This is a genomic window from Thiomonas sp. 13-64-67 (assembly GCF_002282795.1).
GTDB lineage: Bacteria > Pseudomonadota > Gammaproteobacteria > Burkholderiales > Burkholderiaceae_C > Thiomonas > Thiomonas arsenitoxydans.
This window is the reverse complement of record NZ_NCKP01000032.1, coordinates 25544-41758: the sequence shown is the minus strand read 5'-3', so window position 1 is coordinate 41758 and position 16215 is coordinate 25544. Positions and strand designations below refer to the sequence as shown.

16 protein-coding genes are annotated in these 16215 nt (G+C 62.6%); 5 read left to right on the top strand and 11 right to left on the bottom strand.

Going from position 1 to position 16215, the window contains the following annotated elements; translation table 11 throughout:
• Positions 1 to 79: 79 nt before the first annotated feature.
• The 8 genes from B7X30_RS09485 to B7X30_RS09450 all read right to left on the bottom strand — a co-directional run bounded on the left by B7X30_RS09485 (position 80) and on the right by B7X30_RS09450 (position 9320).
• Complete coding sequence (locus B7X30_RS09485; RefSeq protein ID WP_286730351.1) at positions 80 to 793, bottom strand: ABC transporter ATP-binding protein; 714 nt, start codon at positions 791 to 793, stop codon at positions 80 to 82.
• Between the two features lie 2 nt (positions 794 to 795).
• Positions 796 to 1566 (bottom strand): ABC transporter ATP-binding protein, encoded by a 771-nt coding sequence (locus tag B7X30_RS09480; RefSeq protein ID WP_286730350.1) that lies wholly within the window; start codon positions 1564 to 1566, stop codon positions 796 to 798.
• Positions 1563 to 2684 carry an ABC transporter permease subunit gene (locus B7X30_RS09475; protein ID WP_013123936.1) on the bottom strand — a complete coding sequence of 374 codons (1122 nt, stop codon included), beginning with the start codon at positions 2682 to 2684 and terminating at the stop codon, positions 1563 to 1565. The genes B7X30_RS09480 and B7X30_RS09475 overlap by 4 nt, the downstream gene beginning before the upstream one ends.
• An 11-nt stretch (positions 2685 to 2695) precedes the next feature.
• A complete protein-coding gene (locus tag B7X30_RS09470) occupies positions 2696 to 3628 on the bottom strand; it encodes a branched-chain amino acid ABC transporter permease (RefSeq protein ID WP_286730349.1) in 933 nt (310 codons plus the stop codon).
• 359 nt (positions 3629 to 3987) lie between these two features.
• On the bottom strand, positions 3988 to 5400 hold the full coding sequence (locus tag B7X30_RS09465) for a replication-associated recombination protein A (protein WP_286730348.1): 1413 nt from the start codon (positions 5398 to 5400) through the stop codon (positions 3988 to 3990).
• Entirely contained in the window at positions 5397 to 6050 is a 654-nt protein-coding gene (gene lolA, locus B7X30_RS09460; RefSeq protein ID WP_232054307.1) for an outer membrane lipoprotein periplasmic chaperone LolA, read from the bottom strand. Before lolA ends, B7X30_RS09465 begins: the two co-directional genes overlap by 4 nt.
• A gap of 59 nt (positions 6051 to 6109) precedes the next feature.
• On the bottom strand, positions 6110 to 8455 hold the full coding sequence (locus tag B7X30_RS09455; protein ID WP_286730347.1) for a DNA translocase FtsK: 2346 nt from the start codon (positions 8453 to 8455) through the stop codon (positions 6110 to 6112).
• 193 nt (positions 8456 to 8648) lie between these two features.
• Positions 8649 to 9320: a Crp/Fnr family transcriptional regulator gene (locus tag B7X30_RS09450; RefSeq protein ID WP_013106702.1), complete on the bottom strand. Its 672-nt coding sequence runs from the start codon at positions 9318 to 9320 to the stop codon at positions 8649 to 8651.
• 212 nt (positions 9321 to 9532) lie between these two features.
• On the opposite strand from B7X30_RS09450, the gene trxB reads away from it, so the two are divergent.
• The 3 genes from trxB to rpmG all read left to right on the top strand — a co-directional run bounded on the left by trxB (position 9533) and on the right by rpmG (position 11011).
• Positions 9533 to 10489: a thioredoxin-disulfide reductase gene (trxB, locus tag B7X30_RS09445; RefSeq protein WP_196794234.1), complete on the top strand. Its 957-nt coding sequence runs from the start codon at positions 9533 to 9535 to the stop codon at positions 10487 to 10489.
• A gap of 76 nt (positions 10490 to 10565) precedes the next feature.
• Positions 10566 to 10799 (top strand): 50S ribosomal protein L28, encoded by a 234-nt coding sequence (rpmB, locus tag B7X30_RS09440; protein WP_013106704.1) that lies wholly within the window; start codon positions 10566 to 10568, stop codon positions 10797 to 10799.
• Between the two features lie 41 nt (positions 10800 to 10840).
• Positions 10841 to 11011 carry a 50S ribosomal protein L33 gene (gene rpmG, locus B7X30_RS09435; protein WP_013106705.1) on the top strand — a complete coding sequence of 57 codons (171 nt, stop codon included), beginning with the start codon at positions 10841 to 10843 and terminating at the stop codon, positions 11009 to 11011.
• A gap of 177 nt (positions 11012 to 11188) precedes the next feature.
• Here rpmG and B7X30_RS09430 read toward each other — a convergent pair whose 3' ends face one another.
• The 3 genes from B7X30_RS09430 to purN form a co-directional block, all read right to left on the bottom strand.
• A complete protein-coding gene (locus B7X30_RS09430) occupies positions 11189 to 12394 on the bottom strand; it encodes a DesA family fatty acid desaturase (protein ID WP_276709827.1) in 1206 nt (401 codons plus the stop codon).
• A 111-nt stretch (positions 12395 to 12505) separates the two neighbouring features.
• The gene (locus tag B7X30_RS09425) at positions 12506 to 13813 is read right to left on the bottom strand and encodes an RsmB/NOP family class I SAM-dependent RNA methyltransferase (RefSeq protein WP_286730346.1); all 1308 of its coding nucleotides are present in this window, start codon (positions 13811 to 13813) and stop codon (positions 12506 to 12508) included.
• A gap of 9 nt (positions 13814 to 13822) precedes the next feature.
• On the bottom strand, positions 13823 to 14446 hold the full coding sequence (gene purN, locus B7X30_RS09420; protein WP_276709830.1) for a phosphoribosylglycinamide formyltransferase: 624 nt from the start codon (positions 14444 to 14446) through the stop codon (positions 13823 to 13825).
• A gap of 114 nt (positions 14447 to 14560) precedes the next feature.
• Between purN and nrdR the strand changes: the two genes are divergently transcribed.
• Complete coding sequence (gene nrdR / locus B7X30_RS09415; RefSeq protein WP_276709833.1) at positions 14561 to 15052, top strand: transcriptional regulator NrdR; 492 nt, start codon at positions 14561 to 14563, stop codon at positions 15050 to 15052.
• The gene (gene ribD, locus B7X30_RS09410; RefSeq protein ID WP_286730345.1) at positions 15049 to 16212 is read left to right on the top strand and encodes a bifunctional diaminohydroxyphosphoribosylaminopyrimidine deaminase/5-amino-6-(5-phosphoribosylamino)uracil reductase RibD; all 1164 of its coding nucleotides are present in this window, start codon (positions 15049 to 15051) and stop codon (positions 16210 to 16212) included. Before nrdR ends, ribD begins: the two co-directional genes overlap by 4 nt.
• Positions 16213 to 16215 lie beyond the last annotated feature (3 nt).

The window sequence follows — 16215 nt, the reverse complement described above, 5'->3', positions numbered from 1 at the left end:
GGGGCGAAAGCCTGAAGCGCCAGACACCGTGAAAACAAAAAGGCCCGCATATTGCAGGCCTTTTTGATCATCGGATCGCTCACTCCCCCAGATAAGCCGCCCGCACGCGCGGGTCGTGCAGCAAATCTTCGGCCGGACCGGTCATGGTGACCTGCCCCGAGTCCATGACGTAGCCGCGATCGGCCAGACCCAGCGCGCGCTTGGCGTTTTGCTCGACCAGCAGAATGGTCACGCCCTGCTTGGAAATGTCTTCGACTACCTCGAAGATTTTGTCCACCATGATGGGCGACAGTCCCATCGACGGCTCGTCGAGCAGCAGCACTTGCGGACGGCTCATCAGCGCCCGACCCATGGCCAGCATCTGCTGCTCGCCGCCCGACATGGTGCCGGCGAGCTGGTCGCGGCGTTCCTTCAGGCGCGGGAAAATGCCATAGACCTTGTCGATGTCGCTGTCGATCTCTTTGTCCTTGCGGGTGTAGGCGCCCATCTGCAGGTTTTCTGCGATGGTCATGCGGGTGAACACCCCACGCCCTTCGGGCACCATGCACAACCCCTGCCGCACCAGGTCGTAGGCGCCCTGGCCATTGATGGTGCGCCCGACGTAGTGCACTTCGCCATCAGTGATGGGCTGCAGCCCGGTGATGGCCTTGAGCGTGGTGGTCTTGCCCGCGCCATTGGCGCCGATCAGGCTGACCAGCTCGCCCTTGCGTACCTCCAGATCGACGCCCTTGACCGCCTGAATGCCACCGTAAGAGACGCGCAGGCCCGTGATTTTGAGAACAATTTCGGACATGCTCAGTGCTCCCCTGCGCCCAGATAGGCTTCGATGACTTTCGGATTTTTCTGCACTTCGGCGGGCACCCCTTCGGCAATGATCTTGCCGTAATCGAGTACGGTCACCCGGTCGCAGAGGCCCATGACCAGTTTCACATCGTGCTCGATGATGAGAATGGTGCGCCCGTCTTTCTGGATCGCGGTGAGCAGCTCGCGCAGCTGCAGTTTTTCCGTGGCGTTCATGCCGGCCGCGGGCTCGTCGAGCGCCAGCAGTTGCGGATCGGTAGCCAAAGCGCGGGCGATTTCCAGGCGGCGCTGATCGCCATACGACAGCGTGCGGGCGCGGAAGTCGGAATACCGCTCGATGCCCACATAGGCCAGCAGTTCACGCGCCCGTTCGCGGATGGCTTTTTCCTCGGTCTTGAAATGCCGGGTGCGGAACACCGCGCCAATCAGCGCGCTGTTGGTGCGCACATGCCGCCCGACCATCACGTTTTCCAGCGCCGTCATGTCCGGAAACAGGCGGATGTTCTGGAACGTGCGGGCAATGCCCTCACGCGCCACCTGATGCACCGCGGCCGGCTTGTAAGCCTTGCCGGCCAGGATGAAATCGCCCGAATCGGGCGGATACAGCCCGGTGATGACGTTGAAAAACGTGGTCTTGCCCGCCCCATTGGGGCCGATCAGGCCATAGATCTGGCCGCGGTCGATCTGGATGCCGACATCGTTCAGAGCCTGCAAGCCGCCAAATCGTTTGGATGCGCCACTCACGCGCAGAACCGTGTCGCTCATGCCTTGCCTCCTTCCTGCAGCGGAGTGGGCAGTTTGGCGAAGCTCTTGCCATGTTCGGGCGCAGGCCACAGTCCCTTGGGCCGCAGGATCATGATGATGATCATGGCCAGGGCATAGATGAGCTGACGCAGGATGCCGCTGTCCATATACACATGGCCGAAAGTGTGCTGCTGCCAGTCGGAGATGAAGCCCATATAGCGCAGCGCTTCGGGCAGCACCGACAGCAGCACCGCGCCAAGAATGACGCCGGGAATATGCCCCATGCCGCCGATCACCACCATGGCCAGCACGATGATCGACTCTAGCAGCGAGAACGACTCGGGCGAGACGAAGCCCTGAAAGGCCGAGAACATCACCCCGGCCACGCCACCGAAAGTCGCCCCCATCGAGAACGCCAGCAACTTCATGTTGCGGGTATTGATGCCCATGGCCTTGGCGGCGATTTCATCTTCGCGCATCGCCATCCAGGCGCGGCCGATGCGCGAATCCTGCAGGCGGTAGCTCAGTATCACCACAAACACCACCAGGACCAGGAACAGGTAGTAATACTGCGCCACCGAGGGTATGGTGAAACTGCCGATATTGATATTCTGGTTCAGATCCCAGCCGAACAGGCGAATGCCGTGAATGCCCGAAATGCCTTGCGGGCCGTTGGTGATGTTGATCGGCGCGTTCAGGTTGTTCATGAAAATGCGGATGATCTCGCCAAAGCCCAGCGTCACGATGGCCAGATAGTCGCCGCGCAGTTTGAGCACGGGCGTGCCCAGCGCAATGCCCGCACTGGCCGCCAGCGCCGCCGCCATGGGAACGACCAGCCAGATCGACACATCGAAGCCATTGGGGAACATCGCCCCCAGCGCATCGAAATTGCTCGTGAGCTGGTTCGACGACAACAGCGCATACAGATACGCCCCCACCGCATAAAAGGCGATATAGCCCAGATCGAGCAGCCCGGCCAGGCCGACCACAATGTTCAGCCCCAGCGCCAGCATGATGTAGAGCATGGCAAAGGCTGCGATCCGCACCCAGGCATCTCCTGCGATTTGCAGCACCATGGGCAGCGCGATGAGCGCAGCAGCGCCCGCCACAATCCAGACCCAGTTCTTTTGTTGGTTCATGTTCAGTCTCCTCAGGCGCGATCGGCCACGCGCTCACCCAGCAGGCCTTGCGGGCGCAGGGTCAGCACCAGAATCAGCACGATGAAGGCGAAGATGTCCTGGTAATTACTGCCGAACACCCCACCGGTGAGCGTGCCGATATAGCCAGCGCCCAGCACCTCGATCAGCCCCAGCAGAATGCCGCCCAGCATGGCCCCCGAAAGATTGCCAATGCCGCCCAGCACCGCCGCGGTAAAGGCCTTCAAACCCGGCGTGAAGCCCATATAGAAGTTCGCCGTGGCGAAGTTGGCAAACCACATCACCCCGGCAATTGCCGCGAGCATGGCGCCGATCACGAACGCCGAGGAGATGACGAAGTTGGGATTCACCCCCATCAGCGACGCCACGCGCGGGTTCTCCGCCGTGGCCCGCATCGCCCGGCCCAGCTTGGTGTGGTTGATCAGCCAGGTCAGCCCCGCCAGCAGCACGGCCGTGACTATCAGAATCATGATCTGTACCGGCGTGATGACAATACCGCCGACATTGATGACATTGCTCGGCAGCAACCCGGACGGGAACACCTTGTAGTCGCGCCCCCAGATGATCATCGCCAGGGTTTCGAGCAGGATGGACATGCCGATGGCCGTGATCAGCGGCGCCAGCTTGGGCGCATTGCGCAAGGGCCGGTAGGCGATGCGCTCGATAAAGTAGTTGAGCACTCCCGTGGCCAGCATGGCGATGACCAGGGCGATGACCACGACCAACCAACCTGGAAGATGCGGGGCCACATGATCGAGCACCTTGAACACGGTGTAGGCCGTGAGCGCCCCCACCATCATCACGTCCCCATGCGCAAAATTGATGAGGTTGACGATGCCGTACACCATGGTGTAGCCGAGAGCGATCAGGGCATACATGCTGCCCAGAACCAGACCGTTGACGATCTGCTGAAGAAAAATATCCATACCTTGAATCTCCTGACGAGCGGATGGCTAGTGAGTGACGGCCTGACTCTTTTGGAGCGGCCGGGGTGAAACGAGTAAACCGGGGATGAAAGCAAAGCGCGTGCCGGGACCCCCGCACCGGTTGAGTGCATGCCTCCAGGACATCGTGTGTGAAAGTGGAACGCCTGCGAGCGCGCACGATACGTGCCGCGTCTGGTACGCGGCGGCACCCGGCAACGATGCTGCCGGGCGAGGGTGAACAGGCTTCATGGTTTTGTCTGGGGGCCGGGCTGTCCTGACCCCTGTTTTTTTGGCTGGCGCGATGATAACCGCCTGCCTTGGGTCACCCGGCACCGGGTCAACCCGCAGTTTGAGGCCGCTCAGTCGCTGGATGGTTCAGTTGCGGCACTGTCACTTTCCGGCCCGAAAGATGACACCACACTGCCCCGGGTATTGCGCTCAGCCAAGTCTTGCAAGCGGCGGGCGATGCGCTCCTCCACCCCGCGCGATGTGGGCTGATAGAAGCGGGGCGGCGTCATGCCGTCTGGAAAATAGGTTTCTCCGGCGGCAAAAGCGTCGGCCTCGTCGTGGGCGTAGCGGTAGTCCTTGCCATAGCCCAGGTTTTTCATCAGTTTGGTGGGCGCGTTGCGCAGGTGCAAGGGCACGGGCTGGGTGCCTTGCTCCCGGGCAAACGCGCGCGCGGCGTTGAAGGCCTTGTAAACCGCGTTCGACTTGGGCGTGACGGCCAGATAAACCACCGCCTCGGCCAGCGCCAGCTCGCCTTCGGGGCTGCCTAAGCGCTCGTAGGTTTGCGCGGCCTCGAGCGCAAGGGTCAGGGCCTTGGGGTCGGCCAGGCCGATGTCTTCCACCGCCATGCGGATCAGCCGCCGTGCCAGATAGCGGGGATCGGCACCGCCTTCGAGCATGCGCGCAAACCAGTAGAGCGAGGCGTCCACATCCGAGCCCCGCACCGATTTGTGCAACGCCGAGATCAGATCGTAGGTCTGCTCGCCGCCTTTGTCGAAGCGCAGCAGGGTCGCGCCCAGGGTTTGTTCGAGCAGGTCGGCGGTGAGCGTGGTTTGAGCGGCCCGTACGGCGGCCTGCAGCGCCAGTTCGAGCGCGCCCAGCAGGCGGCGGGCATCGCCATCGGCATGGCGAATGAGCCGTTCTTGCGCCGCGGGCTCGATGGCCTCGACGCCGCTGCCCGCCAGCGCGCGTTGCATCAGCAAGCCAAGATCGTCGGCGTCCAGCGGTTCGAGTACGTACACCACGGCGCGCGACAGCAAGGCGCTGTTGACCTCGAATGACGGGTTTTCCGTGGTCGCGCCGATAAAGGTGAACAAGCCGGATTCGACATGCGGCAAAAACGCATCCTGCTGGCTTTTGTTGAAGCGGTGTACCTCATCGACGAACACAATGGTCGCCCGCCCCCGTTGCTGCGCGGCCTGGGCCTGGGCGACGGCATCGCGGATGTCTTTCACCCCGGCGAGCACCGCCGACAACGACAGAAAGTCGGCATCGAAAGCATCGGCCATCAGCCGCGCCAGGGTGGTTTTGCCCACGCCGGGCGGCCCCCAAAACAGCATGGAGTGCAGCCGCCGGGTTTCAAACGCCACGCGCAGCGGCTTGCCGGGTCCGAGCAGGTGGCGTTGGCCCACCACTTCACCGAGATGATGCGGGCGCAAACGCTCGGCCAGTGGGGCGTTGGCCCCAGGCGCGGGCTTGGACGCAGACAGCGGGCGGGCGGGCGCGGGCAGGTCCGCGTCGTCGAACAGGCCCGGGCCGCTAGTCATGGCTGGCTGATGACCGAAGCCCCTTTGGGCGGAGTGAAACGGAAGCTGTCCGGGCCGAAGGTCGGGTTGTGTTTGATGGCGGTGAAGCGCATGGTGGAAATTTGCCCGAAAGCATCGCGCAACTGAAGCTCAGCCACTTCCGGGCCTTGCGCCGTGCTGCGCAGACCGATGCGTATCCAGTCGAAGTTGCTGTCCTTGGCCTTGGGCGTGGCCTGCACCCATTGCAGACCGCCGGCATCGGCCTGGGCCTGCAGGGTGAACAGCCGGGTCAGGTCGGTTCCGGCGAAGATCGCGGCAGGCGTGCCCTTGAACGCCTGCGTGACCGGGGTGATGGTCACCTGATCGAGGTCGTGGTCATAGGTCCAGAGCTGCTTGCCGTCGCTGACGATGACCTGGGCATAGGGCTTGGTGTAGTCCCAGCGGAAACGGTCGGGCCGCTCGAAGGCAAACTGGCCGGTAGCCGGCGCCTGCGCCGGGCCCTTGGGGTTGCTCACAGTCTGAGTGAACTGGGCGCTGCCGCCCCGGGTTTGCTGCAGCCACTGTTCGAGCAGTTGCACCGAATTCGCCGCGAAGGCCGCAGGCAGACTGGCGCCGAGCAGACCGCCCGCGAGAAAAAGCCGCATCAGCGTGGTGCGCCAGCGCGTGTTCATAAACATCATCATTCGGTCTTTCAAAAATTCAAATCAGGGTGCGTGATGCGGGCGCAAGTTCACTCCGACCGCACCGGCACCAGGATGTCGCGGTTGCCGTTGGCGGTCAGCGCCGACACCAAACCGGATTGTTCCATCTGCTCCAGTAGTCTGGCTGAACGGTTGTAGCCGATGCGCAGATGACGCTGCACCAGAGAAATCGACGCCTTGCGGTGCTGCAGCACGATCTGCACCGCCTGATCGTAGAGCGGGTCGCTCTCGCCGTCTGAGCCGCCCGCGCCACCCACAGCGCCCGCCCCATCCAGATCTTCCTCGCCAGTGAGGATGCCTTCGAGATAGTTCGGCCCGCCTCGACTTTTGATGTCTTCGACCACGCGGTGCACTTCGGCGTCACTCACAAACGCGCCATGCACCCGCTGCGGCATGCCCGAGCCGGGCGGCAGGTACAGCATGTCGCCCATGCCCAGCAGGCTCTCCGCACCCATCTGGTCGAGGATGGTGCGCGAATCGATTTTGCTCGACACCTGGAAGGCCATTCGGGTGGGAATATTGGCCTTGATCAACCCGGTGATCACATCCACGCTGGGGCGCTGGGTGGCCAGGATGAGGTGAATGCCCGACGCCCGCGCCTTCTGCGCCAGGCGGGCGATGAGTTCCTCGATCTTTTTGCCCACCACCATCATCAGATCGGCCAGTTCGTCGATGACGACCACGATGTGCGGCAACTTCTCCAGCGGTTCGGGAGACTCTGGCGTGAGGCTGAACGGGTTGGTCAGCGGCTCGCCGCGCGCACGGGCCTCCTGCACCTTGGTGTTGTAGCCCGCGAGATTGCGCACGCCGAGCTTGCTCATCAGCTTGTAGCGGCGCTCCATCTCGCCCACGCACCAGTTCAGCGCCTGCGCCGCCTGTTTCATGTCGATCACCACGGGCGCGAGCAGATGCGGAATGCCGTCGTACACGCTGAGTTCGAGCATTTTCGGATCGATCAGAATCAGCCGCACATCGCTGGGTTCGGCCTTGTACAGCAGGCTCAGAATCATGGCGTTGACGCCGACCGACTTGCCCGAGCCGGTGGTGCCCGCTACCAGCAGGTGCGGCATCTTGGCCAGATCGGCCACCACCGGGTTGCCCACGATGTCCTTGCCCAGACCCATGGTCAGCATCGAGGCGGCTTCGTGATAGTTGTTGGAACCCAGAATCTCCGACAGCTTGATGGTGTGCCGCTTGGCATTGGGAAGCTCGAGCGCCATGGTGTTCTTGCCCGGAATGGTTTCGACCACGCGGATGCTCACCAGCGACAAGGCCCGCGCCAGATCGCGCGACAGATTGACGATCTGCGCACCCTTCACGCCAGTGGCCGGCTCCACTTCGTAGCGGGTGATGACCGGGCCGGGATAGGCCGCCACTACGCGCACCTCCACGCCGAAATCCTTGAGCTTTTTCTCGATCAGGCGCGAAGTGAACTCCAGCGTTTCGTGACTGACGGTTTCCGCCTGCACCGAGGGCGCGGCATCCAGCAGGCCCAAGGCCGGCAGGGAAGAGTCGGGCAGTTCATTGAACAGCGGTTTCTGCTTTTCCTTGAGCACGCGCGGAGACTGCGGCACATAAGCCACCGAAGGCTCGATCAGCACGGGAGCGAGCACCTCGCGCTCTTCCACCAAAGGCCGCTGCAACTCGACTTCCTTTTCGCGCTCCTGCTTGGCTTGCTGCCCGGCCAGCACATCGTCTTCGCGTCCGCGGCGTTCGCGCTGCCAGGTCCACAGCCGCTCGATCCAGCCGCCAAGGCGCTCGGCCGCGTCGGCCCATGAAAAATGACCGACCCAGCTCAGCGAAAACAGAAAAACCGCCAGCAGCACCAAGGTGCCGCCGGTGTCGCCCAGCAAGGTATCAACGGCGATACCCAGGCCATGCCCAAGCAAGCCGCCGGCCTCGCCCGGCAGGGCGGAAGCCAGACTCCACAGCCGCGTCGACTCCAGCGCCGCGCTGGAAAGCGGCAACAGCAGCAGGCCCGCCGCGGCGGCCAGCGGCTGCAGCTTGCGCCACCGGCTCACAGGCGTTTGCTCCTCGGCGGCGGGTGTTTGCGCCTGGGTGTTGCGCCACATGCGCAGCAGGCCGTACAGGCCCAGCGGAATCAGCCACAGGGCCGAGAAGCCCAGCAGAAAATAGGCCACATCGGAAAACCAGGCCCCAACCACGCCGACCCAGTTGGCCACATGACCATCGGTGCCCGAACTCGACCAGGACGGATCGGACTTGTGAAAGCTCAGCAGGCTCAGGCAAAGCAAAATCCAACCGATGAAGGCGGCCGTCAGGCGTACCTCGCTCGCAAAACGCTGCAGGCGGCTGCGCGGCTCAGAACGGAGCGCCGCCTGGGAAGGGCGACGTCGGGTATCGATTTTCGGCATGGGAGGGGTGTTCAAAATCCAGGGTGATGCATCGCGCCCGCCATCAAACTGGGCTTCAGGGCGGATTTTGCCGCCTTCGCGGCGGTCATGGGCAAACAAGCCAACGCGACAGATCGCCCAGGCTCAGAATCGCAGGCGGATATAGACGACGGATCAGGAGCGAGGACGAGGAGCCGTGCACACCCCGCTCGCATCAAATCAGGGTCGAGAGATGCTCTCGGATCAACAGGGTGCCGTCTTCGCGCTCGACCACAAAACCTTGCTGTTCAAAGTCCTTCATCACCCGGCTGACCATTTCGCGCGAAGCGCCGACCATCTTGGCCAGATCCTGGCGTGAAAGCTTGTTGCGGATGACGTGCTCGTTCTGCATCTCGTCCGTGAGTTCCATCAGCGCGCGCGCCACACGGCCATAGACATCCATCAGCGCCAGAGATTCAATTTTTCGGTCGGCCCGACGCAGACGCAGCGCCAGCCCGCGCATGATCGCAAAGGACATGCTGGTGTTTTCAGGCAGGCATTGCAGAAACGCCACCCGGCCGAGCATCATCACATCGGTCTGCACCTCGGCCTGCACCGTGGCGCTGTGCGGTTCGCCATCGATCAGGCTCATTTCCCCGATGTAATCGCCCGCATGCAGCACGGCGATGATGACTTCGCGGCCTTTGGCATCCATGCTGATCACCCGCGCTCGGCCGGAAAGCAGAATGAACAGGGCATTCGACTTGCTGCCCTGCTCGACGATGTTTTCGCCGCGCTTGTAGCGCCGCTTGACGATGGATTGCGAAATCGACCAGGCCTGCGATTCGGTGAGCACGGCAAACAGCGGCACGCGCCGAACGAGGTCAATATCGGTGATTTGCGACATCAGTTTCTCCAGTTTATGGGGCGGCGGGGCAATTTCGAAGGCAGGCGGAGAAGCCAGAAAATAGCCGCATGCCGCACGCCCGATATGCCGCACCCCTAAAATCTTATCTATTGTGCGGCGGCTTGCCCTTGTTCTATTTTCGAGGACAGTCCGTCAGCAGCGGTTGCAGCGCGACCTTCTCCCCCATCCTCTCAGCCCGAAGTTTCTCACACATCATGACATCCAAACACGCCAAAGTGCTCATTCTGGGCTCCGGCCCGGCCGGTTACAGCGCCGCCGTCTATGCGGCCCGCGCCAATCTGAACCCCCTGCTCATCACCGGTCTGGCTCAAGGCGGTCAACTCATGACCACGACCGAAGTCGACAACTGGCCTGCCGACGTCGATGGCGTGCAAGGGCCCGACTTGATGGCGCGTTTTCAGGCGCATGCCGAGCGTTTCAATACCGAGATCGTGTTCGATCACATCCACACCGCGCATCTGCGCGAAAAACCCATCCGCCTCGAAGGCGACAGCGGCGTCTATACCTGCGACACCCTGATCATCGCCACTGGCGCTTCGGCCAAATATCTGGGACTGCCCACCGAAGAAGCCTTCATGGGCAAGGGCGTCTCGGGCTGCGCGACCTGCGACGGCTTTTTCTATCGCAACCAGCCGGTGTGCGTGGTGGGCGGCGGCAACACGGCCGTCGAAGAAGCACTGTATCTGGCCAATATCGCCAGCAAGGTGACCGTCATTCACCGCCGCGACAAATTCCGTGCCGAGCCCATTCTGGTCGACAAACTCATGGCCCGCGCGGCCGAGGGCAAAGTCGAACTCAAGCTCTGGAGCGAATTGAAAGAAGTGCTGGGCGACGCCAGTGGCGTGACTGGCGTGCGCATCCACAACAGCCAGACCGGCGCCGACGAAGACATCGCACTGAATGGCTGTTTCATCGCCATCGGCCATCAGCCCAACACTGAAATTTTCAAAGGCCAGTTGGACATGAAGGACGGCTACATCATCACCCGCAGCGGCAACGAAGGGATGGCGACCGCCACCAGTGTGCCCGGCGTATTCGCCGCGGGCGACGTGCAAGATCACGTTTATCGTCAGGCGATCACCAGCGCAGGTACCGGCTGCATGGCCGCTCTGGACGCACAGCGCTATCTGGAGAATGCGGAGTCTTGACACCGATAGCGGTGGACAAGCAAATCTTTCCGGCTATAATCTTTAGGCTTTGTTCTACACAATTTCGAGGTGTGCCATGGCACGAGTGTGTCAAGTGACAGGTAAAGGGCCGATGGTCGGGAACAATGTGTCCCATGCGAACAACAAGACCAAGCGCCGCTTCCTGCCCAATCTGCAATATCGTCGTTTCTGGGTTGAAAGCGAGAACCGTTTCGTGCGTTTGCGCGTAACGAGCTCTGGGCTGCGCACCATTGACAAAAAAGGCATCGACGTCGTGCTGGCCGAGCTGCGCTCGCGCGGCGAGATCTGATCGCCCTCTCCATTCCTTCCTAGAACTGCACGGAACCCATCATGGCAACCAAAGGCGGACGCGAAAAAATCAAGCTGGAATCCTCTGCGGGCACCGGCCATTTCTACACCACCACCAAAAACAAGCGCACCACGCCCGAAAAGATCGAAATCATGAAATTCGATCCGGTCGCGCGCAAGCATGTGAATTACAAGGAAGGCAAGATCAAGTAATCTGATCTGTCTACCAAAGAACGATCCGCTGGATCGGCCAGAGTGTTCAAATTCACTGCGGCCTGACCAGCGGATTTTTTGTGGGCGCCTCTTTTTCATGGGCGCCTCCTTCGGCGCTCCATCAATGTTTAGCCTGGGCATCCGGCATGAATGCCCAGGCGTCGTAAACATCAGAATTCAGGCCGTCGGCGTATAACGTCGCAGCCTCAGCGACAACTCCCGAAGCGGGGCCAGGCCACTGTCTTCGGCGCGGCGGCACCAGTCCTGCAGCTTCAGGCGAAGCTGTTCGGCGTTCAGATTGGTCTGCTCCCACACCGATTTGAGCTCTTCGCGCATGTGAAGCAGCTTGCTCAGGTTAGGGCTGGCACTTGCCGCCGCGTCCACCAAGGCGCGCGAACGCTCGCACAGAATCTCGCGCTCGATGCCGATCCAGCGTTTGGCTGCGCGCAAAGTCGGCAGATGGCTCACCGCGCCCTGCTCTGCAGCTCGGGCCAGCTCGGCCTTGAGGGTGGACTTCAACCCCGCGGCATAGCGCGCCATCAACTCATAACGGTTGGCGATAACAGCTTGCAAAGTGAGCTGATCGACCTCGGCGCGCACCTCGCCCAGCCGGAACTGCGGCGGTAGTTTGCGTGGTTTGGCCAAACCCACCCAGGACAAAGCGCGGATATACGCCCAGCCGATATCGAACTCCCACCATTTGACCGAGAGCTTGGCCGACGTGGGATAGGTGTGGTGGTTGTTGTGCAATTCTTCGCCGCCGATCAGCAACCCCCAGGGAGAAATGTTGTGGCTGCTGTCTCGCGCCGAAAAATTGCGATAGCCCCACCAATGACCCAGCCCGTTGATCACCCCGGCTGCCCAGATCGGAATCCACAACATCTGCACGGCCCACACCGTGGCGCCGATCGCGCCGAACATCAGCACATCGAGAATGAGCAAAAGCCCGACGCCCTGCCAGATAAAGCGGGAATAAACGTTGCGCTCCAACCAGTCGTCAGGAGTGCCGTGACCGAATTTGCTCAGGGTTTCGGCGTTTCTCGATTCGGTTCGGTACAACTCGGCGCCGTGCAACAGCACCGTATCGATGCCGCGCGTCACCGGACTGTGAGGGTCGTCGACCGTCTCGCACTTGGCGTGATGCTTGCGATGAATCGCCACCCATTCCTTGGTGACCATGCCCGTGGTGAACCACAGCCAGAAGCGGAAAAAGTGCGAGGCGATCGGGTGCAGTTCCAGCGCCCGGTGAGCCTGAGCGCGGTGCAGAAAAATAGTGACGGACGCAATGGTGATATGCGTGGTAATGAGCGCAAATAAGACTATTTGCAACCATGATGCACGCAAAAGGCCGTGCCCAGCCCAATTCAAAAACACATCAAACATCAGAAACTTTCAGATCGATACAACACAATTGGAACTTCGCCGCTGGCGAAAGTTGCATTCATTATCGGTCTTGCACTGACGACAGCACTCAGTGCAAACGAGAAGCCCTTGTCAGTCCGATAGCGTGGCATCGGCTTCGCCACGATCAGATGAGGTCGGGCGCCGCTGCAGCACGGCGGCGTAAAAGCCGTCGGTGGCGTGACGATTGGGCAACAACTGCAAGTCCCCTTGGGTCACCAGGCCCTCGCCTTCTACTCCTTGCTGACGTAGCACCGTATCGGCGGGAACACGCTCGAAATCGGGGTGCGCGGTCAGAAAGGCATTGACGATGCCGCTGTTTTCTTCCGGCAAGACGCTACAGGTGGCGTAAACCAAGCGCCCGCCCGGCTTCAGCAACGTTGCCGCCGATTGCAGAATGTTGGCTTGTTTTGTCGTCAACTCGGCAATATCTTCAGGCTTCTGTCGCCATTTCATATCAGGGTTACGGCGCAAGGTACCCAGGCCGGAGCACGGCGCGTCCACCAGCACCCGGTCGACCTTGCCAGCCAGACGTTTGACCCGTTCATCGCGTTCATGTGCGATGGCCACCGGGTACACATTGGATAGCCCACTACGCAACAGCCGGGGTTTGAGCTTGGCCAGGCGGTAGTCGGCCACGTCGAACGCATAAAGCCGACCCGTGCTGCGCATCATGGCGCCCAGCGCCAGGGTTTTGCCGCCGGCTCCGGCGCAGAAGTCGACCACCATTTCGCCGCGGCGCGGGGCCAGCAGTACGGCGAGCAGCTGACTGCCTTCGTCCTGCACCTCCACCCAGCCTTCGCGAAAGACGGTGAGATCCTGCAAAGCGGGTTTGCCTTCCAGGCGTACGCCCCACGGCGAATAGGGCGTTGGCTGCGCGGGCAGATTGAGGCGGGCGAACACGTCGAGCACGGCTTCGCGCCGTGCTTTCTGCACATTCACCCGCAAATCCAGCGGGGCCGGGCGCAACATCGCCTGCGCCAGCGCGGGATATTCCGCGCCATAGTTCGCCTGCAAGGCGGCCGCCAGCCATTCCGGCAGACTCCAGCGCACCGCTTCGGACAGGGCCATCGCGTCTTGTGCCAGCAAGCGTTTGCGCCACTCGAGTTGCTCGGGAGAAAGCGCGGCATGCAGCGATTGCGCGTTTTCCGACCAGCCGAGAATGGCCAGACGCAGTTCCATAGCTCCGCCGATGCTTTCGTCGGTCGCGGCCAGCGTCTGAAACAAGCGCAGATGCCGCAGCACCTGATAGACCGTGTCGGCCAGGATCTGTCGGTCGGTCTTGCCCAGTTGCGGCTTGGCACGGAACAGCCGCGACAGCACGGCATCGGCCGCGGCGTCGAAACGCAACATGTCGCGCAGCACGTCGCGCGCGGTGTAAAGCAGGTCACGCGGTTTCATGGCGCTCTTTCAAAGGGAAGAATCGGAGGACGGACGGATGCGGGTGCGCAAGCCGTCGATCTGCACCCGCCCTTCCAGCAAAGCCCGCACGGCGGGGGGATAAATTCGGTGCTCTTCAAGCAAGACCCGCGCAGCCAGCGTCTCGACCGTATCACCATCCAGCACCGGCACGGCGGCCTGCGCCAGAATGGGGCCGTGATCGAGCGCACTGCTCACCAGATGCACGGTAGCGCCGTGCCACTTCACCCCTTCTTCGAGGGCCCGCGCATGGGTGTGCAAACCGGTGAAAGCTGGCAGCAAAGACGGATGGATATTCACCAGACGGCCCGCAAAGCGATCCACGAAGGCCGCACCCAGCACCCGCATGAAGCCGCACAGCGCGATGACGTCGGGCTCCAGCGCGGCAATCGCGTCGCCCAAAGCACCGTCGAACGCCTCACGGTTGGGAAAGTCGGCATGCGCGATCACCTGCGTGGGCACACCGAAGGCACGCGCAGCGTCCAGCCCTGCGGCATCAGCCCGGTTACTGAGTACTCCACGCACGCAAACGCCCCAGCCCTGTTCACGCTCGGCCTGAAGAATGGACTGCAGATTGCTGCCGCGCCCGGAAATGAGGAGAACCAGATTTTTCATCGGCGGGCAGTGTAGCCGCCGCGTCAGGCGTTTGATATGCGCCGTGTTTGCGCGCGCTGCCGCGAAAACAGGCCGCAGCGTGAATAATGACGGGTTTAATGTTGCCACGCCGCCATGAAATGCCCTTTTTGCCAAAGCCCCGACACGCAGGTGATTGAAACCCGTGATGTGGAAGACGGCACCGCGCTGCGGCGGCGGCGGCGTTGCGGCCATTGCGACAAGCGCTTCACCACCTATGAGCGCGCGGAGGTCAGCTTTCCAGTGGTGGTGAAGAAAGATGGCCGCCGCACCGAATACGACCGCGACAAACTGCGCGCCTCTTTCCTGCTGGCCTTGCGCAAGCGGCCGGTCAGTGCCGACGCGGTGGACACCGCCATCGGGCGCGTGGAGCAAATGCTGCTGCAAAGCGGCGCGCGCGAGTTGCCCTCCACACAGATCGGCGCCTGGGTGATGGAGGAATTGCGCACGCTCGACGGCATTGCCTATGTGCGCTTTGCCTCCGTCTATCACAGCTTCAAGGATTTGAGCCAGTTTCTCGACGTGCTGCAGGAAATGCAGCCGCCCTCGCCCGCCGTCAAACCCCGGCGCGGCAGAACTCCGACATGAGCCCGGACGACGTTTCATTCAGCGAACAAGACCAGCGCTTCATGCGCCGGGCGCTCGATCTGGCGCACAGCGCGATGTACCGCACCAGCCCCAATCCGCGGGTGGGCTGCGTGCTGGTGCGAGACGGCCAGGTGCTGGGCGAAGGCGCCACGCTGGCGGCGGGGCAAGATCACGCCGAAGTCCAGGCGGTGAAGCAAGCCTGGGAGCGCGGCCACGAGGTGCGGGGCGCCACCGCCTACGTCACGCTGGAGCCCTGCGCGCACCACGGCCGCACGCCGCCCTGCGCCGACCTGCTGGCCACGCAAGGCGTCGCGCGCGTGGTCGCTGCGCTGGTCGATCCCAACCCGCTGGTGGCAGGCCAGGGATTGCAGCGTTTGCGCGATGCCGGCATCCAGGTCGATGTCGGGCTGTTCGCCGATGAAGCGCGCGAGATCAACCTTGGCTTCATCTCCCGCATGGTGCGCGGCACGCCCTGGGTGCGGCTGAAGGTGGCCGCCTCGCTCGACGGCGTCACGGCCCTGCCCAACGGCGCAAGCCAGTGGATCACCAGCGAAGCGGCCCGCGCCGACGGCCATCACTGGCGCGCGCGCGCCTGCGCCGTGCTCACCGGCCTGGGCACGGTGCGGGCGGACGATCCCCAGCTCAATGTGCGGGCGGTGCAGACGCCGCGCCAGCCCATTCGCATCGTCATCGACAGCCGCCTGGAATGCCCGCCGACCGCGCGCCTGTTGCAGAGTGCGGAATCGCCGCTGTGGATCGTCCACGCCCTGCCGCCGGAACAGGCCGCGCCGCGTCTGGCGGCGCTGCGCAGCGCGGCCACCGCCTCGCTCGATCTGCAAGACATCGCCCTGCCCAACGATCCCGGTAAACCGGGCAAAACCGATTTGCGCGCGCTGATGCAGGTGCTCGGCCAGCGGGGCATCAACGAGCTGCACTGCGAGGCCGGCGAAAAGCTCAACGGCTCGCTGCTGCGCGCCGGCGTGGTCGATGAACTGCTGCTGTATCTTGCGCCCCAGTTGCTGGGCGAGGGCGCCGGATTGGCGGCGCTGGGGCCCTATCAGCAGATCAACGAAGGGCTCGCGCTGCGATGGCACGATGTGCAGCGGATCGGCGCCGATCTGCGCATCCTTGCACGTCTCCCTCATTCCTTTTCTCTTTGAACC

Coding starts and splice junctions, on each gene's coding strand:
- nrdR (WP_276709833.1), top strand. CDS start 14,561: ATGAAATGCCCTTTTTGCCAAAGCCCCGACACGCAGGTGATTGAAACC.
- B7X30_RS09480 (WP_286730350.1), bottom strand. CDS start 1,566: ATGAGCGACACGGTTCTGCGCGTGAGTGGCGCATCCAAACGATTTGGC.
- B7X30_RS09450 (WP_013106702.1), bottom strand. CDS start 9,320: ATGTCGCAAATCACCGATATTGACCTCGTTCGGCGCGTGCCGCTGTTT.
- B7X30_RS09485 (WP_286730351.1), bottom strand. CDS start 793: ATGTCCGAAATTGTTCTCAAAATCACGGGCCTGCGCGTCTCTTACGGT.
- rpmG (WP_013106705.1), top strand. CDS start 10,841: ATGGCAACCAAAGGCGGACGCGAAAAAATCAAGCTGGAATCCTCTGCG.
- B7X30_RS09425 (WP_286730346.1), bottom strand. CDS start 13,813: ATGAAACCGCGTGACCTGCTTTACACCGCGCGCGACGTGCTGCGCGAC.
- B7X30_RS09465 (WP_286730348.1), bottom strand. CDS start 5,400: ATGACTAGCGGCCCGGGCCTGTTCGACGACGCGGACCTGCCCGCGCCC.
- ribD (WP_286730345.1), top strand. CDS start 15,049: ATGAGCCCGGACGACGTTTCATTCAGCGAACAAGACCAGCGCTTCATG.
- B7X30_RS09455 (WP_286730347.1), bottom strand. CDS start 8,455: ATGCCGAAAATCGATACCCGACGTCGCCCTTCCCAGGCGGCGCTCCGT.
- lolA (WP_232054307.1), bottom strand. CDS start 6,050: ATGAACACGCGCTGGCGCACCACGCTGATGCGGCTTTTTCTCGCGGGC.
- purN (WP_276709830.1), bottom strand. CDS start 14,446: ATGAAAAATCTGGTTCTCCTCATTTCCGGGCGCGGCAGCAATCTGCAG.
- rpmB (WP_013106704.1), top strand. CDS start 10,566: ATGGCACGAGTGTGTCAAGTGACAGGTAAAGGGCCGATGGTCGGGAAC.
- B7X30_RS09475 (WP_013123936.1), bottom strand. CDS start 2,684: ATGAACCAACAAAAGAACTGGGTCTGGATTGTGGCGGGCGCTGCTGCG.
- B7X30_RS09470 (WP_286730349.1), bottom strand. CDS start 3,628: ATGGATATTTTTCTTCAGCAGATCGTCAACGGTCTGGTTCTGGGCAGC.
- B7X30_RS09430 (WP_276709827.1), bottom strand. CDS start 12,394: ATGTTTGATGTGTTTTTGAATTGGGCTGGGCACGGCCTTTTGCGTGCA.